Origin of the sequence: Streptomyces sp. NPDC006872 (assembly GCF_040635845.1) — a bacterium.
Taxonomy (GTDB): domain Bacteria; phylum Actinomycetota; class Actinomycetes; order Streptomycetales; family Streptomycetaceae; genus Streptomyces.
This window is the reverse complement of sequence record NZ_JBEYIL010000006.1, coordinates 289,481-313,728: the sequence shown is the minus strand read 5'-3', so window position 1 is coordinate 313,728 and position 24,248 is coordinate 289,481. Positions and strand designations below refer to the sequence as shown.

At 71.0% G+C, this 24,248-nt stretch carries 16 protein-coding genes, 1 tRNA gene and 1 pseudogene; 4 read left to right on the top strand and 14 right to left on the bottom strand.

Going from position 1 to position 24,248, the window contains the following annotated elements; all coding sequences use genetic code 11:
• Positions 1–46: 46 nt before the first annotated feature.
• The 4 genes from ABZ725_RS20160 to sucC all read right to left on the bottom strand — a co-directional run bounded on the left by ABZ725_RS20160 (position 47) and on the right by sucC (position 4,057).
• A tRNA-Leu gene (locus ABZ725_RS20160) sits at positions 47–131 on the bottom strand.
• A 248-nt stretch (positions 132–379) separates the two neighbouring features.
• Entirely contained in the window at positions 380–1,924 is a 1,545-nt protein-coding gene (locus ABZ725_RS20155; RefSeq protein ID WP_358803962.1) for an aldehyde dehydrogenase family protein, read from the bottom strand.
• A 103-nt stretch (positions 1,925–2,027) separates the two neighbouring features.
• Positions 2,028–2,912: a succinate--CoA ligase subunit alpha gene (gene sucD, locus ABZ725_RS20150; protein WP_358803961.1), complete on the bottom strand. Its 885-nt coding sequence runs from the start codon at positions 2,910–2,912 to the stop codon at positions 2,028–2,030.
• A gap of 14 nt (positions 2,913–2,926) precedes the next feature.
• Positions 2,927–4,057 (bottom strand): ADP-forming succinate--CoA ligase subunit beta, encoded by a 1,131-nt coding sequence (gene sucC, locus ABZ725_RS20145; RefSeq protein WP_358803960.1) that lies wholly within the window; start codon positions 4,055–4,057, stop codon positions 2,927–2,929.
• 144 nt (positions 4,058–4,201) lie between these two features.
• Here sucC and ABZ725_RS20140 point away from each other — a divergent pair, with 144 nt between their 5' ends.
• The 4 genes from ABZ725_RS20140 (at position 4,202) to ABZ725_RS20125 (ending at position 10,831) form a co-directional block, all read left to right on the top strand.
• Complete coding sequence (locus ABZ725_RS20140) at positions 4,202–5,884, top strand: thiamine pyrophosphate-binding protein (RefSeq protein WP_358803959.1); 1,683 nt, start codon at positions 4,202–4,204, stop codon at positions 5,882–5,884.
• A 46-nt stretch (positions 5,885–5,930) separates the two neighbouring features.
• Entirely contained in the window at positions 5,931–7,172 is a 1,242-nt protein-coding gene (gene frc, locus ABZ725_RS20135) for a formyl-CoA transferase (RefSeq protein ID WP_358804148.1), read from the top strand.
• Between the two features lie 4 nt (positions 7,173–7,176).
• Positions 7,177–9,321, top strand: coding sequence for an acetate--CoA ligase family protein (locus ABZ725_RS20130; protein WP_358804147.1), 2,145 nt, complete (start codon positions 7,177–7,179; stop codon positions 9,319–9,321).
• A 121-nt stretch (positions 9,322–9,442) separates the two neighbouring features.
• A complete protein-coding gene (locus ABZ725_RS20125) occupies positions 9,443–10,831 on the top strand; it encodes an OFA family MFS transporter (protein WP_358803958.1) in 1,389 nt (462 codons plus the stop codon).
• A gap of 165 nt (positions 10,832–10,996) precedes the next feature.
• Here the strand turns inward: ABZ725_RS20125 and ABZ725_RS20120 are convergent, their stop codons facing one another.
• The 10 genes and pseudogenes from ABZ725_RS20120 to ABZ725_RS20075 form a co-directional block, all read right to left on the bottom strand.
• A complete protein-coding gene (locus ABZ725_RS20120) occupies positions 10,997–12,163 on the bottom strand; it encodes a sugar phosphate isomerase/epimerase family protein (RefSeq protein WP_358803957.1) in 1,167 nt (388 codons plus the stop codon).
• Between the two features lie 189 nt (positions 12,164–12,352).
• On the bottom strand, positions 12,353–13,747 hold the full coding sequence (locus ABZ725_RS20115; RefSeq protein ID WP_358803956.1) for a nucleotide pyrophosphatase/phosphodiesterase family protein: 1,395 nt from the start codon (positions 13,745–13,747) through the stop codon (positions 12,353–12,355).
• Complete coding sequence (eboE, locus tag ABZ725_RS20110; RefSeq protein ID WP_358803955.1) at positions 13,744–14,949, bottom strand: metabolite traffic protein EboE; 1,206 nt, start codon at positions 14,947–14,949, stop codon at positions 13,744–13,746. The genes ABZ725_RS20115 and eboE overlap by 4 nt, the downstream gene beginning before the upstream one ends.
• Positions 14,950–14,952: 3 nt before the next feature.
• Entirely contained in the window at positions 14,953–15,801 is an 849-nt protein-coding gene (locus ABZ725_RS20105) for a TatD family hydrolase (RefSeq protein WP_358803954.1), read from the bottom strand.
• A gap of 227 nt (positions 15,802–16,028) precedes the next feature.
• Positions 16,029–16,715, bottom strand: a pseudogene (locus ABZ725_RS20100) (EboA domain-containing protein); the annotation flags it as partial.
• Entirely contained in the window at positions 16,712–17,761 is a 1,050-nt protein-coding gene (locus ABZ725_RS20095) for a sugar phosphate isomerase/epimerase family protein (protein ID WP_358803953.1), read from the bottom strand. The pseudogene ABZ725_RS20100 and the gene ABZ725_RS20095, both read right to left, overlap by 4 nt.
• Complete coding sequence (locus ABZ725_RS20090; RefSeq protein WP_358803952.1) at positions 17,758–19,008, bottom strand: inositol-3-phosphate synthase; 1,251 nt, start codon at positions 19,006–19,008, stop codon at positions 17,758–17,760. The genes ABZ725_RS20095 and ABZ725_RS20090 overlap by 4 nt, the downstream gene beginning before the upstream one ends.
• Before the next feature lie 135 nt (positions 19,009–19,143).
• The gene (locus ABZ725_RS20085) at positions 19,144–20,556 is read right to left on the bottom strand and encodes a ThuA domain-containing protein (protein WP_358803951.1); all 1,413 of its coding nucleotides are present in this window, start codon (positions 20,554–20,556) and stop codon (positions 19,144–19,146) included.
• A gap of 14 nt (positions 20,557–20,570) precedes the next feature.
• Positions 20,571–23,069 carry a carbohydrate-binding protein gene (locus ABZ725_RS20080; RefSeq protein WP_358803950.1) on the bottom strand — a complete coding sequence of 833 codons (2,499 nt, stop codon included), beginning with the start codon at positions 23,067–23,069 and terminating at the stop codon, positions 20,571–20,573.
• A 168-nt stretch (positions 23,070–23,237) separates the two neighbouring features.
• On the bottom strand, positions 23,238–24,236 hold the full coding sequence (locus ABZ725_RS20075; RefSeq protein WP_358803949.1) for a sugar phosphate isomerase/epimerase family protein: 999 nt from the start codon (positions 24,234–24,236) through the stop codon (positions 23,238–23,240).
• Positions 24,237–24,248 lie beyond the last annotated feature (12 nt).

Sequence of the window (24,248 nt, the reverse complement as noted above, 5' to 3'; positions counted from 1 at the left end):
ACCGAGTGCTCACCGAGCGGAATCCGCTCACCACGGAGAGTGAAAGTGTCCGAGGGGGGACTTGAACCCCCACGCCCGATAAAGGGCACTAGCACCTCAAGCTAGCGCGTCTGCCATTCCGCCACCCGGACCAGGTGTCTGTCGCCACGCGTGTTCCCCGCGGCGACATGGACAACAATACCAAGCTTTCCGGGTGCGTTTCACCTGCATAACCGCTGGCCCAGCGGCTGCCGGGCCGCCGGCGCAAGCACCTCACGCCGGGTGACCGGACGATCACTTCAGCACCGGGTCCCCGCTGCTCATCGGCGGCTGGGGGACCCGGCCGCCGCGTCCGGTCGCCGGGTGCGCGGACCCGTGCAGCGTGCCCGGGTCCGCCGGGTCAGGGCATCAGCTGGTACTCCGGGAAGTTCCCCGGCAGCCTCTCCCCCGCCGGTCCCTGTGTCACCGCGCGTATCAGCAGCTCGCCGCCCACGAACGCGCCCCGCCAGGACGCGCCGAAGCCGCCGAACAGCTCGTCGCGGTCGCCGCGGGAGCGGGGCATGCCGTGGCCGATCTTGAACGCACGGATCTGCGGGGCCAGCCGCTCGTAGGTGCTGCGGTCGTCCGTGGACAGGGTGGCCACGAGCGCGCCGTTGGACGCGTTCATGGCAGCGAGCAGCTCCGCCTCCGTGTCGACCAGGACGATCGTGTCGACCGGGCCGAACGGCTCCGCGTGGTGCAGCGGCGAGGACGGCGGCGGCCCGAGGAGCGTGACGGGCTGGACGTACGCCGAGGTGTCCTGGCCGGGCAGGAAGCGGGCGTCGGCCGGGTGGCCGCGGTGCAGCGGGACCGCGCCCCGGTCGATGGCCTCGGCGACCTGGTCGTGCAGTTCCTTGGCCTTGGCCGCGTTGATCACCGGCCCGAAGTCCAGCCGTGGATAGGGGTCGTCGCGCTTCTCGACGGCCAGCGGATGTCCGAGCGTCAGCGTGCGCACCGCGGGCAGGTACGCCGCGAGGAACTCGTCGAACAGCGCGCGCTGGACGACGAAGCGCGGATACGCCGTGCAGCGTTGCTTGCCGTAGTCGAAGAGCTTGGGGAAGACCGCGGCGAGAGCGTCCCAGTCGGAGTGGTTCCAGATGCCCCAGGTGTTGAGTCCTTCCTGTTCGAGGATGTGGCGCTTGCCCAGGTCGGCGACGGCCGTGGCCACCGCGGCGCCGGTGTCGCGGCCGCCGACGAAGGAGACGCAGCCGATCTCGGGCGCCCGCACCAGCGCCTGGGACAGCTCGCCCCCGCCGCCGCTGACGAGGGTGATCGGGACGCCCTCCCGTGCGGCCAGCGCACAGGCCAGGGTCAGACAGGCGACACCGCCGTCGGTCGGGGTCTTGGCGATGACCGCGTTGCCGGCCAGTGCCTGTACCAGCAATGCGTGAACGAGCACGCTCATCGGGTAGTTCCAGCTCGCGATGTTGGAGACCGGTCCGTCCAGCGGGGCCCGGCCGTCGAGCATGGGTTCGATGCCGTCGACGTACCAGCGCACGCCGTCGACGGCGCGGTCGACGTCGGCCTGCGCGAGCCGCCAGGGTTTGCCGATCTCCCAGACGAGGAGCAGGGCGAGCAGTTCACGGTGTTCGGCGAGGGCGTCGAGGGTGGCCGCGACACGGGCGCGACGTTCCTCGAGCGGAACGTGCCGCCAGGCGCGGTGCCGGTCCAGGCAGGCGCGGACGGCTCGGTGGGCGGTGACCCCCTCCAGTCGGGGCGGACCGGCGATCGGACCGCCGTCGACCGGGCTCGTCGCCGGCAGCGTGCGGCCGTCCGCCTGCCAGGAGCCGTTCCAGAGGTTGAGGACGCGGTCGTCCCGGAAGGCCTCCGGGGCGACGGCGAGGCATCGCCGCCAGGCGTCGGACCAGGACGTGCCGGATTTGAGGGTGAGGGCTGTGGTCTTCATCGTGCTGCTCCGCTCTCGGTGCACAGTCGGGGGCGGGTGCGTACGTGATGCTTCGAGGGACGTCATGTTTCGTGCTTCGAGGGACGTCATGCTTCGAGGGACGTCACGCTCGTTCCTCGAGTACGGCGAGTGCGAGGCGGGCGGTCTCGGTCGGGGTGGCGCCCACCCGGACGCCCGCCGCCTCCAGCGCCTCCTTCTTCGCCCGCGCGGTCCCCGAGGAACCGGACACGATCGCTCCGGCGTGCCCCATCGTCTTGCCCTCGGGCGCGGTGAAGCCGGCGATGTAGCCGACGACGGGCTTGGTGACGTGCTCGCGGATGTAGGCGGCGGCCCGTTCCTCGGCGTCGCCGCCGATCTCGCCGATGAGGACGACGAGTTCGGTGTCGGGGTCCTCCTCGAAGGCGGCCAGGCAGTCGATGTGGCTGGTGCCGACGACCGGGTCGCCGCCGATGCCGACGCAGGTCGAGAAGCCGATGTCGCGCAGCTCGTACATGAGTTGGTAGGTGAGCGTGCCGGACTTGGAGACCAGTCCGATGCGGCCCGGCTTGGTGATGTCGGCCGGGATGATGCCCGCGTTGGACTGGCCGGGGGTGATGAGGCCGGGGCAGTTGGGGCCGATGATCCGCGTCCCGCGTGCCGTGGCGTAGGCCGTGAAGGAGACGGCGTCGTGGACCGGGACGCCCTCGGTGATGACGACGGCGAGGCCGATGCCGGCGTCGGCGGCCTCGGTCACCGCCGCCTTGACGAAGGCGGGGGGCACGAAGACGACGCTGACGTCGGCGCCGGTCGACCGCATACCGTCGGCGACCGACCCGAAGACGGGTACGGCCCGCTCGTCGAAGTCGACGGTGCGGCCCGCCTTGCGGGGGTTGACCCCGCCGACGACGTCCGTGCCGGCCGCGAGCATGCGCCGGGTGTGTTTCATGCCCTCGCCGCCGGTCATGCCCTGGACGAGGACCTTGCTCTCCTTGGTGAGGTAGATGGCCATGGCGTCGACTCTCCTCAGGCTGCGGTGGCGAGTTGGGCGGCGCGGCGGGCGGCGCCGTCCATGGTGGTGGCCTGGTGGACCAGGGGATGCCGGTGCTCGTCGAGGATCGCGCGCCCCCGGGCCGCGTTGTTGCCGTCGAGCCGGACGACGAGCGGCTTGGTCAGCCGTACGGTGTCCAGGGCGCGCACGATGCCCTCGGCGACCGCGTCGCACGCGGTGATGCCGCCGAAGACGTTGACGAAGACCGACTTCACGGCCGGGTCGGAGAGGATGACCGACAGGCCGTCGGCCATGGTCTGGGCGGATGCCCCGCCGCCGATGTCGAGGAAGTTCGCGGGGCGGGCGCCGCAGCCCGCGACCACGTCCAGGGTGGACATGACGAGGCCGGCGCCGTTGCCGATGATGCCGACCTCGCCGTCGAGTTTCACGTAGTTGAGGCCCTTGGCCGCGGCCGCCGCCTCCAGCGGGTCGCCGTGCGCGGCGCTCTCGGCTCCCCAACGCTCCTGTCGGAAGCGGGCGTTGTCGTCGAGGGTGACCTTTCCGTCGAGGGCGAGGATCTGCCCCTGCGCGGTGCGCACGAGCGGGTTCACCTCGACGAGGAGGGCGTCCTCGCCGACCAGCACCTGCCACAGCCGTACGAGGACGTCGACGCTCTGCTGCGGGAGTCCGGCCGCCTCGGCGATCTCGCTCGCCCTGGCGGAGGTGACGCCCTCGGCCGGGTCGATGTGGATCCGGGCGACGGCCTCCGGTCGGCTCGCGGCGACCTCCTCGATCTCCATGCCGCCCTCCGCGGAGGCGATCGCGAGGAAGGCGCCCGCCGCGCGGTCGAGGACGTAGGAGACGTAGAACTCGCTGTCGATGTCCACGGGTTGGGCCAGCATGACCTTGCCGACCGTGTGCCCCTTGATGTCCATGCCGAGGATCTGACGGGCCGTGATCTCGGCGGCGGCCGGGTCCGCGGCGAGCTTCACCCCGCCCGCCTTACCGCGGCCACCCGTCTTGACCTGGGCCTTCACCACCACGCGACCGCCGAGCCCACGGGCGATCTCGCGCGCTTCCTTGGCCGACTCGGCGACCTCCGCCCTCGGCGTCACTATGCCGTGTTCTTCGAAGAGTTCCCTTGCCTGGTACTCGAACAGGTCCATCTCGGCTCCTGACCTAAAAGTGCCGCACGCCCCCTGGACACCACCCATCGGATGCGGGATAACAAGCTTCATACAGTATTCGTCGACTGTATGCAATGTACCGCGAGAGCCTGCCAACCCCCTACGAAGGGACGGGACTTCGCCATGCCCGACGACACCCAGGACATGATTTCCGGTGGTCATCTCGTTGCCAAGGCGCTGAAGGCAGAGGGGGTCGACCGCATCTACACCTTGTGCGGCGGCCACATCATCGACATCTACGACGGCTGCGTGGACGAGGGCATAGAAGTCGTCGACGTACGCCACGAACAGGTCGCCGCCCACGCCGCCGACGGCTATGCGCGCATCACCGGCAAGCCCGGCTGCGCGGTCGTCACGGCCGGGCCCGGCACCACCGACGCCGTGACCGGCGTCGCCAACGCCTTCCGCGCGGAGTCCCCGATGCTGCTCATCGGCGGCCAGGGGGCGCTCACCCAGCACAAGATGGGGTCCCTGCAGGACCTCCCGCACGTCGACATGATGACGCCGATCACCAAGTTCGCGGCGACCGTGCCGGACACGGCGCGCGCCGCCGACATGGTGTCGATGGCATTCCGCGAGTGCTACCACGGCGCGCCCGGGCCCTCCTTCCTGGAGATCCCACGCGACGTGCTGGACGCCAAGGTGCCCGTGGCCAAGGCGCGCGTGCCCGAGCCCGGCGCCTACCGGGCCTCCACCCGCTCGGCCGGCGACCCCGAGGCCGTCGAGAAGCTCGCCGACCTGCTGGTGCACGCCGAGAAGCCCGCGATCCTGCTGGGCAGCCAGGTGTGGACGACCCGGGGCACCGAGGCGGCCATCGACCTCGTACGGACGCTGAACATCCCGGCGTACATGAACGGCGCCGGCCGCGGCACCCTGCCCCCCGGCGACCCGCACCACTTCCAGCTGTCGCGCCGCTACGCCTTCTCGAACGCCGACGTGATCGTGATCGTCGGCACGCCCTTCGACTTCCGCATGGGCTACGGCAAGCGGCTGTCGCCGGACGCGACCGTCGTCCAGATCGACCTCGACTACCGCACGGTCGGCAAGAACCGCGACATCGACCTCGGGATCGTCGGCGATGCGGGACTCGTGCTGAAGTCCGTCGCCGAGGCCGCCACGGGTCGCGTCAACGGCGGGGCGTCCAGGCGCAAGGAGTGGCTCGACGAGCTGCGCGCCGCCGAGCAGACCGCCATCGAGAAGCGGCTCCCGCAGCTGCGCTCGGACTCCTCGCCCATCCACCCCTACCGCCTGGTCGGCGAGATCAACGACTTCCTCACCGAGGACTCCATCTACATCGGCGACGGCGGCGACATCGTCACCTTCTCCGGGCAGGTCGTGCAGCCCAAGTCGCCGGGCCACTGGATGGACCCGGGCCCGCTGGGCACCCTCGGCGTCGGCGTCCCCTTCGTGCTCGCCGCCAAGCAGGCGCGGCCCGACAAGGAGGTCGTCGCCCTCTTCGGCGACGGCGCGTTCTCCCTGACCGGCTGGGACTTCGAGACCCTCGTGCGCTACGACCTCCCGTTCGTCGGCATCGTCGGCAACAACTCCTCCATGAACCAGATCCGCTACGGCCAGGCCGCCAAGTACGGCCCTGAGCGCGCGCGGGTCGGCAACACCCTCGGCGACGTCCACTACGACAAGTTCGCGCAGATGCTGGGCGGTCACGGCGAGGAGGTGCGCGACCCCGCCGACATCGGACCCGCCCTGCGGCGCGCCCGCGAGTCGGGCAAGCCGTCGCTGATCAACGTCTGGGTCGACCCGGACGCCTACGCCCCCGGAACGATGAACCAGACGATGTACAAGTGAGGTGCCCCCGATGACCCCCATGAGCCCCATGAGCCCCATGAGCCCCATGGCAGGAACGGCCGGCAAGGCTCTCGAAGGCATCCGCGTCCTCGACATGACGCACGTCCAGTCGGGCCCGTCCGCGACCCAGCTGCTCGCCTGGCTCGGTGCGGACGTCGTCAAGCTGGAGGCGCCCTCCGGCGACATCACACGCAAGCAGTTGCGCGACCTCCCGGACGTCGACTCCCTCTACTTCACGATGCTCAACTGCAACAAACGGAGCATCACCCTCAACACCAAGACCGAGCGCGGCAAGGAGATCCTCACCGAGCTGATCCGGCGCTCCGACGTCATGGTCGAGAACTTCGGTCCGGGCGCCGTCGACCGTATGGGCTTCACCTGGGACCGCATCCAGGAGATCAATCCGCGGATCGTCTATGCCTCCATCAAGGGGTTCGGGGACGGCCCGTACACCGACTTCAAGGCGTACGAGGTCGTCGCCCAGGCCATGGGCGGGTCGATGTCGACCACCGGTTTCGAGGACGGGCCGCCGCTGGCGACGGGGGCCCAGATCGGGGACTCGGGGACGGGTGTGCACGCCGTCGCGGGGATTCTCGCGGCGCTGTACCAGCGGGAGAACACCGGGCGTGGGCAGCGGGTCAACGTGGCCATGCAGCACGCCGTACTCAACCTGTGCCGGGTGAAGCTGCGGGACCAGCAACGCCTGGCACACGGGCCGCTCGCCGAATATCCCAACGACGACTTCGGCGACGAGGTTCCCCGGTCCGGAAACGCGTCCGGCGGCGGCCAGCCCGGCTGGGCGGTCAAGTGCGCGCCGGGCGGCCCCAACGACTACGTGTACGTCATCGTGCAGCCCGTCGGCTGGCGGCCGATCAGCGAGCTCGTCGGCCGGCCCGAGCTGGCCGACGACCCCGAGTGGGCGACGCCCGAGGCGCGGCTGCCCAAGCTCACCAAGATGTTCCAGCTGATCGAGGAGTGGTCCTCGACCCTGCCCAAGTGGGAGGTGCTGGAGAAGCTCAACTCCCACAACATCCCGTGCGGACCGATCCTGTCCACCAGGGAGATCATCGAGGACGAGTCGCTGGCCGCCAACGAGATGGTGGTCCGTGTGGCGCACCCGCAGCGCGGCGAGTTCGTGACCGTGGGCAGTCCCCTGAAGCTCTCCGACTCCCCCGTCGAGGTGACCGGCTCACCGCTGCTCGGCGAGCACAACGAAGAGGTCTACATCGGCGAGCTCGGCCTCGGGGACGAGGAACTGCGCCTGCTCAAGTCGAACGGGGTGATCTGACGTGATGGCCGAGGACCGGGCGCCGAGGGTGCGCGCACTGCTCGACGCGGTGCGGGCCGAGGGACGGACCGCGCTGACCGCGCCCGAGGGCAAGGTGATCGCCGACGCGTACGGGATCGCCGTACCGGGCGAGGAGCTCGCGAGGGACGTCGAGGAGGCCGTCGCGTACGCGGCGCGCTTCGGCGGGCCCGTGGTGATGAAGATCGTCTCGCCGGACATCCTGCACAAGACCGACGCCGGCGGAGTGGTCGTCGGGGTGCAGGGCGCGTCGGACGTGCGGGCGGCGTTCCACCGAATCGTCGAGAACGCGCGCGCGTACGACGCCGCGGCCCGTATCGAGGGCGTGCAGATCCAGGAGCTGCTGCCGCAGGGCCAGGAGGTCATCGTCGGCGCGGTCACCGACCCGACGTTCGGCAAGGTCGTGGCGTTCGGGCTCGGCGGGGTGCTCGTGGAGGTGCTCAAGGACGTCACGTTCCGGCTGGCTCCCGTGGACGCCGACGAGGCGCTGTCGATGCTGGACTCGATCCGGGCGGCGGAGGTCCTGCGCGGGGTGCGCGGCCGGCCGGCCGTGGACCGGTGGGCGATCGCCGAGCAGATCCGGCGGGTCTCCCGACTGGTCTCGGACTTCCCGGAGATCGCCGAGGTGGACCTCAACCCGGTGATCGCCACGCCCGAGGGCGCGGTCGCCGCCGACATCCGGGTGATCCTGTCCGACGCGCCCGTCAAGGAGCGTCGACGCTACACGCGCGCGGAGATCCTCACCTCGATGCGCCGGCTGATGCAGCCGAACTCCGTGGCCGTGATCGGCGCCTCCAACGAGCAGGGCAAGATCGGCAACTCGGTGATGCGCAACCTCGTCGACGGCGGCTTCGCCGGGGACATCCATCCGGTGAACCCCCGGGCCGATGACATCGTGGGCCGCAAGGCGTACAAGAGTGTCACCGACGTTCCCGGAGAGGTGGATGTGGCGGTCTTCGCGATACCCGCCAAGTTCGTGGCCGCGGCCCTGGAGGAGGTGGGACGCAAGAACATCCCGAACGCCGTGCTGATCCCCTCCGGGTTCGCGGAGACCGGGGAACACGCGCTCCAGGACGAGATCGTGGCGATCGCCGAGCGCTACGGCGTCCGACTGCTCGGGCCGAACATCTACGGCTACTACTCGACCTGGCAGGACCTGTGCGCCACGTTCTGCACTCCGTACGACGTCAAGGGCGGGGTCGCGCTGACCTCGCAGTCCGGTGGCATCGGGATGGCCATCCTGGGCTTCGCGCGCACCACCAAGACGGGCGTGTCGGCGATCGTGGGGCTCGGCAACAAGTCGGACCTGGACGAGGACGACCTGCTGACCTGGTTCGGCGAGGACCCGCACACCGACTGCATCGCGATGCACCTGGAGGACCTCAAGGACGGGCGCGCCTTCGTCGAGGCCGCGCGGGCGACCGTGCCGAAGAAGCCGGTCGTCGTCCTCAAGGCGGGCCGAACGGCGGCGGGCGCCAGGGCGGCCGGTTCGCACACGGGCGCGCTCGCGGGCGACGACGCCGTGTACGACGACATCCTGAAACAGGCCGGCGTCATCAGGGCTCCCGGGCTGAACGAAATGCTGGAGTACGCGCGCGCGTTGCCGGTGCTTCCCACCCCCAAGGGCGACAACATCGTCATCGTCACCGGGGCCGGCGGCAGTGGCGTGCTCCTCTCGGACGCGGTGACCGACAACGGTCTGTCGCTCATGGAGATACCGCCGGATCTCGACGCGGCCTTCAGGAAGTTCATCCCGCCCTTCGGGGCCGCGGGCAACCCGGTGGACATCACCGGGGGCGAGCCGCCGTCCACGTACGAGGCGACGATCCGGCTGGGGCTCGAGGACCCGCGCATCCATGCGCTGGTGCTCGGCTACTGGCACACGATCGTCACTCCCCCGATGGTCTTCGCGGAGCTCACCGCGCGCGTGGTGGCCGAATTCCGCGAACGCGGTATGGAGAAGCCCGTCGTGGCATCGCTCGCGGGTGACGTCGAGGTCGAGGAGGCCTGTCAGTACCTGTACGAGCGGGGGGTCGTGGCGTACCCGTACACGACCGAGAAGCCGGTGGCCGTGCTCGGTGCGAAGTATCGCTGGGCGCGGGCGGCAGGACTGTTGGGAGCGCCGTCATGAGGTGAGCGAGGGCGGGGGCGGCCGACGGTGCGCGTCGGCCGCCCCCGGGACCCGTGCGCGCACGAAAGGCATTGGACAGGGGGCGCTGGCCAGAACTTTCGACGCTAGGGGTGCGACACACATGACAACCACCGACATCTCGACCTCCCTCCCCTACCGGGAGGTGGCTGACCGCAACGGCCGCGTGTACCGGCTCGGGGAGACCGACCGGGACATCATGGGACGGCCACGATGGACCATGGTGCTCTTCCCGTGGATGGGCATGCTGGGCATCAGCTCTTCGGAGTACGCGTTCACGTCCGCCGAGGACACCCTGCACGAGGCCCATCTGTGGAGCAGTGGGCACATCTTCTGGCTGATGGGCGTCTGGGTGTTCTTCCAGGCCGCCGTCGCCTTCCCCGCCGGGCAGCTGCGGGAGAGCGGCAGGCTCCCCGCGCGGTACGCGATGCTGCTGGGCGCGCTGGGCACGATCCTGGGGTATCTCTCGCTCGCCTTCGCGCCGCATGTGATCGTCGCCTACATCGGCTTCGGCATGTTCAGCGGCATCGGCGCCGGTCTCGTCTACGCGACGTGCGTGAACATGGTCGGCAAGTGGTACCCGGAGCGCAAGGGCGGCAAGACCGGCATGGTCAACGGCGGTTTCGCCTACGGCTCGGTGCCCTTCGTCTTCCTGTTCACCTCGTACATGGACCTGAGCAACTACAAGAGCGTCCTGGTCATGGTGGGCGTCATCTGCTGCTCGGTCGTGGCGTTCGCCGGGTGGTTCTTCAAGGACCCGCCGAAGAACTGGTGGCCGCCGCACGTGGACCCGTTGAAAGCCACCGACGACCCGAAGATCCGCCGGGCCCTGGAGAAGAACCCGCCGGCGGTCAAGCAGTACACCCCCAAGGAGGCCGCTCGTACACCCGTCCTGTGGATGATGTGGTTCTGCCTGCTGTGCACGGCCGGCATCAACATCTTCGGCATCGCCTTCCAGGTGCCGTTCGGCAAGGACATGGGCTTCGCGGGCGGGATCGTGGCCACGGCGATGTCCCTGAAGGCCATCGTCAACGGCACCGGGCGCGGTGTCATCGGCTGGATATCGGACCGCTACGGGCGCCGCAACACCCTGATCATCGTGTGCATCGTGCTCGGCACCGCGCAGTTCGGCGTGCTGATCTCCGGCCAGATGGGCAGCATGCCGTTCTTCCTGTTCTGCTCCATGGTCTCCGGCTTCGGCGGCGGCGCGATCTTCCCGCTGTTCGCGGCCATGACGGCGGACTACTTCGGCGAGAACAACAACGCCACCAACTACGGGATGGTCTACAGCTCCAAGCTGATCTCGGGTCTCGTGGGCTCCGGCGTGGGCTCGATCGTGGTCGGCGTGTGGGACTACGAGGGCGCATTCGTCATCGCCGGTTCCATCGGGCTCGCCTCCGCCGTCCTGGCCACCTTCCTGAAGGCCCCGGGCCGGCCGAAGGCACAGCGCATCGCTCCCAACCCGCACCCGCTCGGCGAGGAGGCGGCGTGAGACGACACTGCGGCAGCCGGGGCGGACGAGCGAGGTGAACCGGGCTCCGCAACCGCAGCCCGCGCGCTGACAGCACGGCTTCGCCATCTTCCGGCGGACAGGCGCCGGACGGCCGGACGGCCCTCCCCACGTGGCACGTCGCGGGGAGGGTCGTCCGGCGTGTCGTCAGTGGCGCTTCTTGCGCAGCGCCGCCAGGTTGTCGTAGCCGATCTTCGCGTACGCCAGCGACTGCGCGGGGTCGGTGGCGCTCGGGGCGTTGTCCTGCTCGACCATCGGGTTGTGGTAGTCCCGCTCGCCGACGCGGGAGAAGAACGTCCGGTAGTCGATGACTCCGGCGCCGAACGGCACCATGTCGTACCCCATGCCGTTCGTGGTGTTGACCGTGCCGTCCTTGGCGTGGAAGAGCGGGTAGCGCCTGTTGTTGCAGGCGACGAGCCCCGCCGGGTCGAAGACCTTCTCCCGGACGGATCCGTCGTGAGCGGTGTACGTGTGGAACTTGTACTGGGCCACGTGCGCCCAGAAGACGTCCATCTCCAGCCAGACCGACTTCGGGTCGGTGACCTTCAGGAAGTACTCCAGCTTCCGGATGCCGGAACTGCGGGTCGGGCGGCCCTGGGCGTCCGGCGGACCCCCGTCGAGCAGGAAGCCGTACGCCGCGTCGTGGTTGTGGGTGTAGAGCTTGATGCCCTCGCGGCGGGCGATCCGGCCCAGCGCGTTCCACTTGTCGGCGGCCACGTCCCAGTCGGCGCGGTAGGAGCTGCCGGTGGGGTCGCCGCCGGTGCCCATGTGCGCCATGCCGAGGATGTTGGCGATCTCCAGGTGCTTCTTGAAGGTGTCCAGATCGGCCGTGGTGAGCGGCCAGGACGGCGGTATGAAGCCGTGGTTGCCCTGCGCGCGCAGCCCGTAGTCGTCGAGCCACCCGCGCAGCAGCTTGGCGCCTGCGACGGACTCCAGGCTCGCGCCGCCCGGGGCGTTGGCGTGCTGGCCGTATCCGGCGAACTCCACCTGCCGGTAGCCGAATCGCGAGAGCTGCTTGAAGACCTCGCGGAAGCCGGAGGGCAGGTCGGTGGCGAGCGGGTCGCGGCCCGTCGCGTCACGGACGGTGTAGAGGATGATGCCGCGCCGGTGCGCGGGGACGAGTGTCTCGCCGCCGTGGTCGTGGCCTCTGCCCCGGTCCTGTGCCTGGGCCGCGGCGGGTGCGGCGCCGAGGACGGGGGCGGCGATCACCGCGGTCGCGGCGGCGGTGCAGGTGCTGAGGAAGCGGCGGCGGTTGACGCCGAGAGCGCGACGCAGGGCGTCGCCGGTTCCGGATTCGTCGTTGAACGCGGTCACGGTTTCTCTCTTTCGGGTCGGTGTTCAGCGGTGGCGGGTGCCGGGTGGTCTGCCGCTCGCGCCCGGGTCGGGCCCATGGCATGCCAGGGAAATTCCCAGGTCAGAGGCGCGTGGAGCGTGCGGCGGACGCGTTGTCAGTGGCGCGTGCTTCACTTTCTGTAGTCGCTCGTCACGGCTTGTCAGGTCTCGTCAGCCGAGGCCGGCCAGGTCGAGCAGCAGGGATTTCACTTCGGCGGCCGCGACGCGGCCGGTTACCGCACGGGGGGTGGAGCAGATGAGGAGCGGACCGTCGTCGTCGCTCGTGGGAAGGCGGCCGTGGCTGCCGCGAACAGATGAGGGATCGAGAGGCACGACCGCCATGCGGTAGCGCATGCCGAGCTTCTTGCGGGCCAGCGCCGTGGCCGCCTTGACCTTCACATAGGGGTCACGGGGGTCCATGAACAGCTCGACCGGGTCGTAGCCGGGTTTGCGGTGGATCTCGACGAGGCGCGCGAAGTCGGGCGCGCGGGCGTCGTCGAGCCAGTAGTAGTACGTGAACCAGGCGTCCGGCTCCGCCACGGCGACGAGTTCGCCGGAGCGCGGATGGTCGAGGTGGTGCGCCTTCTTGCCCTCGTCGTCGAGGAGTTGCTCGATGCCGGGCAGATCGGCGAGTACGGCGCGGACGGCGTCCAGGTCCTCGGGGCGGCGCACGTAGACATGGGCGATCTGATGGTCGGCGACGGCGAACGCGCGGGACGCCATGGGGTCGAGGTACTCCATGCCGTCCTGGGTGTGCACCTCCAGCAGTCCGGCGCGGCGCAGGGCGCGGTTGACGTCCACGGGCCGGCTCACCGGGGTGATGCCGTACTCGGAGAGCGCGACGACGGTACGGCCCTCGGCGCGCGCGTCGGCCAGGAGCGGGGCCAGGGCCCTGTCCAGGTCGCCGGCGGCCTTCAGGGAGCGGGGGTCGTCGGGGCCGTGGCGTTGCAGGTCGTAGTCGAGGTGCGGGAGGTAGCAGAGCGTCAGATCGGGGTGGCGGGTGCGGATGATGTGGCGGGTCGCGGCGATGATCCAGCGGCTGGACGTCAGGTCCGCGCCGGGGCCCCAGAAGCGGAAGAGGGGAAAGGTGCCGAACTCGGCGGTGAGTTCGTCGTGCAGCGCCGCGGGCCGCGTGTAGCAGTCGGGTTCCTTGCGGCCGTCGGAATAGTAGATCGGACGGGGGGTGACGGTGACGTCGGTGTCGGCGCCCATGGCGTACCACCAGCAGATGTTGGCGACCGTGTAACCGGGGTGGGCGCGGCGGGCGGCGTCCCACAGTTTGTCCCCGGCGACGAGTCCGTTGTGCTGGCGCCACAGCAGGACGTCACCGAGCTCGCGGAAGTACCAGCCGTTGCCGACGATGCCGTGCTCGGCGGGGTGGGCGCCGGTGAGGAAGGTGGACTGGGCGGCGCAGGTGACGGCGGGCAGGACGGTCCCGAGCGCGGCACGGGAGCCGGCCCGGGAGAGCGCCCGGAGGTGGGGCATGTGGTCGAGGAGACGGGGGGTGAGACCTACGACGTCCAGGACGAGGAGCGGGGTGGGGGCCGCTGTGCTGTGGGCCGTCACGGCAGCTCCTTGAGGCCGAGGTCCGTCAGGAGGTCGCGGGCGAAGGCGAGTTCGGCGGCGATGCCGTCGGCGAGCTGGGACCGGGCGCGCGGACGCAGCTCGGGTGGGAGGGCCTGCCAGGTGTAGGTCTCGACCTCGAGGTGCCGGGTGAGCGGGTGCGGGCCGCCGACGAGCCGGGTCAGCGCGGCTTTGAGCACCGGGAGCGTCGCGGTGAGGGGCGCGACGGGGGCCGCGTGCAGGGGAATGTGGAAGTGGGCGCGCCAGGGCGTGCCGTCGGGCAGGGCGCCGCCGGCGAGGGCTTCGCCGAGGTCGTCGGTGCCGTGCAGGCCGGTGCCGGTGCCGGTGGCCGTGGCGGAAGGGGTTCCGGTGGCGGTGATCGTGCGGGTCTGGTGCAGGAAGCGGGGTTCGTCGAACTTGGCGAGGGCTTCGCGGACGGCTGGGAGACGGGGGTGTTCGGCGTGCAGGGCGGCTGACAGCTGGGATTTGACGATGGGGACGCGGGCCTCGGTCAGCGCGTCCAGGGCGGTGTCCGGGTCTTCGAAGGAGGTGGCGAGATGGCAGGTGTCGACACACACGCCGATGCGGTCGTGCGCGATCGCGGTGAGCGGGGCGAGGGCGTCGGCGGTGGTCTCGATGATGCAGCCGGGTTCCGGTTCGAGTCCGACGCGGACGGAGCGGCCGGTCAGGTCCGCCAGCGCGTCGAGGCGTTCGGCGAGGGTGACCAGGGCGGTGTGGGCCGTCTCGGCGCGGTCGGCGTCCCAGCCGGTGCGCCAGCCCAGCGGGAGGGTGGAGACGGTGCCCTCGGTGACGTCGTCGGGGAGCAGTCCGGCGAGCACCCGGGCCAGGGCCGTGGTGTGCTCGAGCCGCTCGGGGTCGGCCCAATCCGGCTTGTACACGCGGTACTTGACCTCCTCGGCGCCGAAGCCCTCATAGGGGAAGCCGTTGAGGGTGACGACCTCCAGGCCGCGCCGGTCGAGTTCGGTGCGCAGCCCGCGCAGCGCCGCCGGGTCGGCGTCGAGTGCACGCGCGGCGTCCCTGGCCAGCCACAGACCGATGCCGAGCCGGTCGCGGCCGAGCCGGCGGCGGACGGGTTCGCAGTGGTCCCGGAGTTGCGCGAGGACGCCGTCGACGGTCTCGGCGGGGTGGACGTTGGTGCAGTAGGCGAGGTGGACGGTCGTGCCGTCGGGGTGGCGGAAGCGCATCGCTCACTCCCCGCCGCGCAGGATGGAGTTGCCCTCGTGGGTGGCGTCGGCGGTGGCCACGTCGAGGCGAAGTCGGCCGCTGAGGCCGTAGAAGGCGACGGGGTTGCGCCACAGGACGAGATCGACGTCGTCCTCGGAGAAGCCCTCCGCGAGCATCAGGTCGGCGACCCTGCGCGTCTTGAGGGGGTCGCTCCTGCCCCAGTCCGCCGCCGAGTTCACCAGCGTCTGCTCCGGGCCGTGCGCGCGCAGGATCTCGATCATGCGGTGCTCGTCCATCTTGGTGTCGGGATAGATGGAGAAGCCCAGCCAGCAGCCGGCGTCCTTGGCCTCTTTCACGGTGGTCTCGTTGAGGTGGTCGAGCAGGACCCGGTCCGGGGACAGGGCGGACTCCCGCACGACGTCGAGGGTGCGGCGCAGGCCGGCGAGCTTGTCGCGGTGCGGGGTGTGCACGAGCGCGGGCAGGGCGTGCTCGGCGGCCAGTTGGAGCTGGGCGGCCAGGGCTGCGTCCTCGGCGGGGGTCATCGAGTCGTAGCCGATCTCGCCGACGGCCACGACGTGGTCCTTGACCAGATAGCGGGGCAGCTCCTGAAGGACGGCCGCGCAGCGCGGGTCGTTCGCCTCCTTCGGGTTGAGGGCGAGCGTGCAGTGATGGGCGATGCCGTACTGGGCGGCCCGGAAGGGCTCCCACCCGAGGAGGGAGTCGAAGTAGTCGAAGAACGACGCCGGGGACGTGCGGGGCTGGCCCAGCCAGAACGACGGCTCCACGACGGCACGGACGCCGGCCGCGTGCATCGCCCGGTAGTCGTCGGTGGTGCGCGAGGTCATGTGGATGTGGGGGTCGAAGATGCGCATCAGGACTCCTTGCCGTGGGGGTGGGCCGGGCGGTGGAGACTTCCCGTGCCGTGGAGGTCCGTGCGGTGGAGATCTGGGCTGTCGGGGCTGCTTGCCTCGTCCGAACTGTTTGCCTCTTCCGAACTGCTTGCCTCGTCCGGGCTGCTTGCCTCGTCCGGGCTGGCGGTGCGTGACGGCTGCGTGGTCTGTGCAGGGGGTTTCGGGCGGGAGGGCACGGCAGGCGGGGTGGGCGGGGCGGGCGTGCCTGTGTCGGTCAGCGCCAGGACGCGTTGCAGGTCACCGGGTACGGGGCGGCCGGCGGCGGTGCGTTCGGCGGCGTAGTCGCCGAGCATGCGGGCGAGTTCGCCGTCGGCGCGGGCGCGCTGTTCGAGGCCTGCCACCTCGTCGACGGGCACCCCGACGAACAGGCACTTCAGGACGGCGTGCCGCCAGGCATGGGCGTCGAGGTGGCGGGCCGCGTAGGGGCCGACCGCGGCGGCCAGGAGGCGGGTGTCGTGGGTGCGCAGGGCGTCCTCGACGAGCGGGCGGGCCTCGGGGCCGGGCACCAGGTGGGGCAGCGCGTGCAGGACCGCGCGCCGCTCGTCGGCGGTGCCCTGGTAGTAGACGCGGGCCAGGGCGGCCGGGTCGGCGTGGGCGGCGTGGAGGATGAGCACGCGGGCGGCATCGGCGTACCGACTGCCGCAGCGGCGTCCGGCCTCGGCGAGCCTCAACTCCCATACGGAGATGGGTCCGTGGGTGCCGGGGTGGGCGGCCGCCTCGTCGAGAGCCTGGCCGAACCAGGCGCGAGCGGCATCGTCGAGCCGGGTGTCGAGCTGGCTGCGCAGGGCGTCGAGGGGAGTGCGGGCGGGGGTGGGGCCCGTCTGTTCCGCTTCCGGGGTCGCCGGGGTCGCCGGGGCGGCGTGGGGGTGGGTCATGGGGTGCTCCCTTCCGGGGTGGCGGAGGGCTCGCCGGGTGGTGCTGCAGGCGGGTTCGCGGCCGGGTGGGGGCGGCCCGGAGGCGGGGCGGCGGACGTGCGGTCGATGGCCTCGGCGCATGCCGCCGCGCGACGGAGCAACGGGAGGGAGAGTTCGGCGTAGTGCGGGCCGGCGTGGGAGTGGCGGGGCAGTTCGACCACCGTCAGCCCGCGGTAGCCGGTGGCGGCCAGGGCCGCGAGGACGGGCGGGAAGTCGATCTCGCCCTCTCCGAGCGGGAGGTGTTCGTGGACGTCACGGCGCATGTCCTCGATCTGGACGTGCCGCAGCCAGGGGCCGGCGGCACGGACGCAGTCGGCGGGAGGGAGTGGTTCGAGGCACTGGCAGTGGCCGATGTCGAGGGTGAGGCCGAGGGACGCCGGGTCGCCGAGGCTGCGGCGCAGCCGGTGGAAGTCGGCGAGCGTCGCGAGGAGGTGGCCGGGTTCGGGTTCGATCGCGAGGGGGATGCCTGCGGTTGCCGCGGCGTCCAGGACGGGGGCGAGCGTGTCGGCGAGGCGCTGCCATGCCGTCTCCGGATCGGTGCCCGGCTGCGTCGTCCCGCTGAAGCAGTGGACGGCGTGCGCGCCGAGGTCGCCGGCGATCCGGACGGCGCGCAGCAGCAGGTCGACGCGGCGGGCGCGGTCGTCCGGCTCCGGGTCCAGCAGGGACGGCCCGTGCTTGCGGCGCGGGTCGAGGACATAGCGGGCGCCGGTCTCCACGGTGACGCCGAGCCCGAGCGCGTCCAGCCGCCGCGCGAGGCGTCGGGTGCGGGCGGGGAGGTCCGGGGCGAGCGGGTCGAGGTGCATGTGGTCGAGCGTCAGTCCGACGCCGTCGTAGCCGAGGTCGGCGAGGAGGCCGAGGGCGTCGTCGAGGCGGAGATCGGCGAGGCCGTTGGTGCCGTAGCCGAAGCGGAGCGGGGGCCGGGCGGTCTCCGCCTCCGCGTACCCGACGACTCCACGCGCCGCCGTTCCGTCCCCGCTCACCCCGCTCACCCCGCTCACCCCGCTCACCCCGTCTCTCCGCCGGGCCTCGTCCCGGACTCGCGCCGCGCCTCGGGGGTCTCCCGTCCGCCGCGGCCGCCGCCCTCGGTGCCCTCGGCACCTTCACCTGATTCACCTGATTCGCCGGATTCGCCGAGTCCGCCCTTCAACCGCTGGGCGAACCGCTCCAGTTCCGTGTGCTGCTCGGCCAGGGCCGACGACGCGTCGCCCACGGGGTCCTTGAAGAAGTAGGCGAGTTCGGTGAGCGGTCCGGACAGGGCCACTTCGTGGGCCCGGGCCGCGAGGCGGGCCAGGTCGAGGACGAGGGGCGCCGCGAGCGCGGAGTCGCAGCCCTGCCAGATGGTCTGGAGGACCATGCGGGTGCCGAGGAAACCGTCGAAGGCGACATGGTCCCAGGCCGTCTTCCACTCCCCCAGGACGGGGACGTCGTCGATGTGGACCCGGCCCTCGGGAGCGGTGCCCAGCGTGTCGGCGAGGACGCGTTCCTTGCCCGCGTTCTTCGCCTCGGCCGCGGCCGGGTCGGCCAGGGCGGCTCCGTCGCCGCCGCCCAGCAGGTTGGCGCCGGACCAGGCCCGGACGGCGAGCGCCCGCCCGGCGAACATCGGACCGAGGGCGGAGCGCAGGAGCGTCTGGCCGGTCTTGCCGTCGCGGCCTGCGTAGGGCAGCCCGCTGGACTCCGCCAAGGAGGCGAGCGCCGGATGGTGCAGCCCCGTGGACGGGGTGAAGTTCACGTACGGGCAGCCCGCGCGCAGGGCGGCCGCCGCGTACAGCGAGCTCGGCGGGAGCGCGGGGCCGGTCGCCGCGGGTTCCGTGGAGGCCACGTTCACCACCACCGCACGCGCCAGCCCGGACCGTCGCACGAAGTCCCGTATGTCGGCGGCGAAGGCTGCGATCAGCTGTTCCTCGGTCCGGGTGTCCCCCGGGGCGGGGCCACCGGGTCTGATCTCCCGGTCGGCGGCGGTGAGTTCCGCGTCGACCGCCCTGGGGAGACCGAACGGGAGGACTCCGCCGGCCGCGAGCTGCTCGGCGCGTTTGGGCAGGGGGCAGTCGGTCGTGTCGTGTCCGCCGAACACGAGACAGGACAGGGCCGGCAGGCCGCTGTCGGCGAAGGCGGGCGTCTCGGTGACCAGGCCCGTCGGCGGATGCAGGCCTGCCGTGACGGCGGCGTGCCCCGCGACCACGGTCGTGGCCACGGAACCGCGGGCCCCGATCAGCCAGACGCCGACGCGCGGGATACGGGAGAGGGACACGGACATGAGCAGCCTCCTTGTCGTGCGCGAACCCCGGAGAACGAGGAGGAAGGGCGGGCGGGCCAGCCGGAGGTCCACCGCTGGGAGAGGGGCAGGGTGGTGACGGCGGGCGGGGGTCCGGCGTCCCCCGCCCGCCGCCGTTCAGTCGCCCTGTACGGGCCGTTCCCTGCCGGGCAGTTCCTTGATCCGGACGTCACGGAAGGACACCTGGTCGTCGGCTCCGTGGTTCTGCAGGCCGAGGTGTCCGTCGCGCAGGCTCCGGGCCGGATCGGTGTTGGTGAAATCGTTGATCTTCACGCCGTTGAGCCAGACGCGCAGGCGCTCGCCCTCCACGCGGATCTCGTACGTGTTCCACTCCCCCGGCGCGTTCAGCGCACGGTCCCGCTTCTTCAGGTCGGCGGACTGGAAGCCGTAGACCGACCCGGTGGTTCTCTCGGGAACGTCGGTGGCGTCGATCTGGATCTCGTATCCGTTGTTCACGGCGGACCACGGGTCGTCCGACGGCGGGAAGCCGACGAACACACCGGAGTTGTCCTCTCCGGAGCCGGATCCGGAGCCGGCACCAGCACCGGAGCCGCCCGGATCGCCGGCCGTGGTCCTCCAGTCGAGCTTCAGGGAGTACGCCCCGAAACTCCGATCCGCGTACCAGAGCAGGCCCATGCCGCCCGTCGACGTCAACGTGCCGTCGTCGGAGAGGGTGAAGGAGCCGGGTCCGGCCTGTCGCCAGCCTTCCAGAGACGTGCCGTCGAACAGCGGACGGTATCCGTTCTCCGGTCGACAGTCCGCCTGCATTCCGTCGACTGCATACAGGATCCCGCCCAGCAGGTGTCTACGGAATACCGGATCCCCGTAGGACTCCTTCGTGTGGCCGCCTCCGGTGTAGAAGGCGCGGCCGCCCTGGTAGTTCTGGCACCAGGCGATCGGATGGTCGCCGTTCATGGTGCCGCCCGTGTAGGACGACTCGTCGAGCGAGGCCAGGACGTGAACCCGCTCGCGCGGATCGGAGCGGTAGTTGTACCACTCGTCGGTGCGGCTCCAGGTGCGATCGAGTCCGGAGGTCGCCGGGTGGGCCCGGTCCTCCACGTCGACCGTCGCGGGCTGGATCGCCGGGTGCGACTCGAACCAGGCGCCGACGAGGCCGCCGTAGAACGCCCAGTCGTACTCGGTGTCGGCCGCCGCGTGGACTCCGACGTAGCCGCCGCCGTGCCGGATGTAGCCCTCGAAGGCGGCCTGTTGGGCGGCGTCCAGGACGTCCCCGGTCGTCGACAGGAAGACGACGGCGTCGTAGCGCCGCAGGTTCGCCGGCGTGAACGCGCCGGCGTCCTCCGTCGCGTCGACCCTGAAGCCGCCAGCCGCGCCGAGCTCCCGCACCGCCGTGACGCCGTCCGGGATCGAGTCGTGCCGGAAACCGGCCGTCTTCGAGAAGACCAGTACGCGTTTCGCGCCGTCCCCTTTCGCGTCGGCCCCGGAGTGCGAGGCGGCCGGGCCCGAGAGGCTGCCGAGGAGGAGCGCCGCGCCCACTGCCACGGTCGCCAGTCTGCGGGTTGCAGGCATCACGTGCCCTCCTCTCAGCCGGTCGTGAAGGTGAAGTCGTCCACGTCGAAGAGAGCTCCGGAGCCGCCCTTGAAGACGAGGTAGAGCGTGGTGGTGCCGCGCGGTGTGCGGGACAGGTCGGCGCTGACGTCCTGGAAGGCCTCCCAGCCGCCGGTCACCGGGACGGCGACCTTGCCGAGCAGGGTGCCGGTCGGCGAGCCGGCGCGGATCTCCAGCCGTCCGCCCGCGCCGCCCGAGGAGACACGTGCCGTGATCTTCTTGGCGTTGCCGACGACGTACGGCGTGAAGGAGATCCAGTCGCCGTTGTCGATGTCGCCGACCGTCCTGCCGCCGTGGGCGACGTCCTTGGCGATGACCGTGACACCGGAGGCGTCGCCGAAGTGCTCGGCCTGACGGTGGCGCGGCTGGAGGACGCTCTGGTCGTGCGAGGTGAGCGCGGCCTGGCCGCCGCCTCCGCCGTCGGTGTACTCCGCGTCGAGGACCCCGAAGATGTTGGCGTCCTCGTCGTGCCCGCCGTCGGCACTGGTCTGGAGGGTTCCGGTGCAGCCGGTCGCCGACGTCACCGGGTGGCCGTGGCTGTCGTGACCGAGGACGAAGGTGACCTCGACCTTGGAGCAGTCGATCGCCCGGCCGTCCTCAGGGTCGGTGACCTTCACCTTGAACGGGATCGCGTCGCCGAAGCTGAACAGCTGCCCGTCCTTCGGGGTCTCCAGGACCACCTCGGGCGCCGTGTTTCCCACGACGATCTGCACACTCGCGCCGCCGGTGCGGCCGGAGGCGTCCTCGGCGGTCAGGGTCGCGGTGTACGTGCCGTTCTTCTTGTACCTGTGGGTGGGGTTCGCCGCCGTCGAGGTGCCGCCGTCGCCGAAGTCCCAGCTGTAGGTGAGTGCGTCGCCGTCCTGGTCGGTGCTGCCGGCGGAGGAGAAACGCACCTTCAGAGAGGCCTGTCCCGACGTGCGGTCGGCCGCGGCCTGGGCGACCGGGGAGTGGCCGTCGGTGGCGTTCTCGATGCGGTACAGACCCGAGTGCTCGTCACCGCCGAACCAGGCGGTGCCGTAGTCGAGGACGTACAGCGCACCGTCGGGCCCGAACGCCATGTCCATCACCTGGGTGCCGGTCCACGGGACGGAGTTGATCGACTGCACGGCGCCGTTCGCGTCGCTGGTGATGCGCTTGATCCAGCGGCGGCCGAACTCCCCGGCGAAGAAGTCGCCGTCGTAGGCCTCCGGGAACTTCACCGGCGAGTCGAGCGAGGCGTCGTAGTGGTAGACGGGGCCGCCCATCGGGGACTCCGAACCGTCGCCGAGGTCGGGTACCGACGGGCCGTTGTACGGGATCCAGGCGGGCTGGGCCGGGGGCAGGTCGGTGAGGCCGGTGTTGTGCGGCGACGTGTTCTTCGGGGCGTCGCAGTCGAAGGGGGCGCCGGAGACACCGGTCGCGAAATCGTATGCGATATACGGGTCATTGTCTCCCGTGCAGAACGGCCACCCGAAGTTGCCGGGGCCGGTGACGCGGGCGAACTCGACCTGGCCGGCCGGTCCGCGGGCCGGATCGGCGGCGCCGGCGTCGGGACCGTAGTCGCCGACGTAGAGGATGCCGGTGGCCTTGTCGACGCTGAAGCGGAACGGGTTGCGGAACCCCATCGCATAGATCTCGGCCCGCGTCTTGTCCGTGCCGGGCGCGAAGAGGTTGCCGTCGGGGATGGCATAGGAGCCGTCGGCGTTCACCTTGATGCGCAGGATCTTGCCGCGCAGGTCGTTGGTGTTTCCGGAGGAACGGCGGGCGTCGAAGGCGGGGTTGCGGCCCTCGCGATCGTCGATCGGTGTGAAGCCGTCCGACTGGAAGGGGTTGGTGTCGTCGCCCGTGGACAGGTACAGGTTTCCCGCCGCGTCGAAGTCGATGTCACCACCGACATGGCAGCACAGACCGCGCGACGCGGGCACGTCGAGGATCTTCGTCTCGCTCGCCGCGTCGAGGGTTCCGTCCGTCTTCAGCACGAAGCGGGAGAGGCGGTTGACGCCGTCGAAGGGGGCGAAGTCGGCGGCCGTTCCGGTCTCGGGAGCGTCGCCCGCCGGGGTGTCCAACGGCGGTGCGTAGTAGAGGTAGATGAAGCGGTTGGCCGTGAACTCCGGGTCCACGCCGATGCCTTGGAGGCCCTCCTCGTCATGGGAGTAGACGTCGAGCTTGCCCGCCAGCCGGGTGTTGCCGGCGGCGTCGGTGATGCGGAGTTCGCCGTCGCGCGAGGTGTGCAGGACCGAGCGGTCGGGCAACACCGCGAGCGACATGGGCTCGCCGACCTCGGCCTCCCCCTTGGCCAGGGTGACCTGCTGGAAGTCCTCGGCGGCCGCGACCACCGGGTCGGCGACGGCTGCGCCGGCCTGGGGTGTGGTGAGGGTGAGGGACGCGCCGGCCAGCAGCGCGCCGCTCAGGAGGGCGATCGCTCTGCGCAGCGAAGGGCGTCGTCTGTGGGTCTCGGCTCTGCGGGTGCCGGTGGTGGGGTCGTTCCCGTGCACGGATGCCTCCAGGAAGGGGCTGGTTGTACGGGCGGGTGCGTGCGCCGGGATGCGCCGTCATCCCGGAGACCGGTGGAGCGTCAGGGACTACTCGGTCGCGAGGTTTGCGACCGTTCCTGACAGAACGTCAGAGAGTGTTGATCCGGGCCCAGTCGGGCCCAGTCGGGCTCAGTTGCCGAAGGCCGCGTCGAAAGCGGCGGACGGCGGTTCGAAGTCGTAGGCCTTGAGACGGGTCAGGGCCTCCGGGGCGCCCTGCAGTCGATCCATGCCGGCGTCCTCCCACTCCACGGAGATCGGACCCTGGTAGTCGATGGAGCGCAGCATGCGAAAGACGTCCTCCCAGGGGACGTCGCCGTGGCCGGCGGAGACGAAGTCCCAGCCGCGGCGCGGGTCGCCCCAGGGCAGATGGGAGCCGAGGCGACCGTTGCGACCGTCGAGGCGCTTGCGGGCCTCCTTGCAGTCCACGTGGTAGATGCGGTCGCGGAAGTCCCACAGGAAGCCGACCGGGTCGAGGTCCTGCCACACGAAGTGACTGGGGTCGAAGTTGAGGCCGAAAGCCGGTCGACGGTCGACTGCATCCAGTGTGCGTACCGTCGTCCAGTAGTCGTATGCGATCTCGCTGGGGTGGACCTCGTGCGCGAACCGCACGCCCTGCGCGTCGAAGACGTCGAGGATCGGGTTCCAGCGCTCGGCGAAGTCCTCGTAGCCGCGCGCGATCATCGACTCGGGGGCGGGCGGGAACATGGCGACCAGGTGCCAGATGGCGGAGCCGGTGAAGCCGATCACCGTGTCGACCCCGAAGGCCGCCGCGGCCCTCGCGGTGTCGGCGATCTCGGCGGCGGCCCGCCGCCGCACACCCTCCGGCTCACCGTCGCCCCAGATGCGGGCGGGCAGGATGGCCTGGTGGCGTTCGTCGATGATGGCGTCGCACACCGCCTGCCCCACCAGGTGGTTGGAGATGGCCCAGCACTTGAGGCCGAACTTGTCGAGGAGTTGGTGGCGGGACTTCACATAGTCCGGGTCCGCAAGCGCCTTGTCCACCTCGAAGTGGTCGCCCCAGCAGGCGAGTTCGAGGCCGTCGTAGCCGAAGTCGCGGGCGAGGCGGCAGACTTCCTCCAGGGGCAGGTCGGCCCACTGGCCGGTGAAAAGTGTGAATGTGCGCGGCATGCTCCAGGCCCT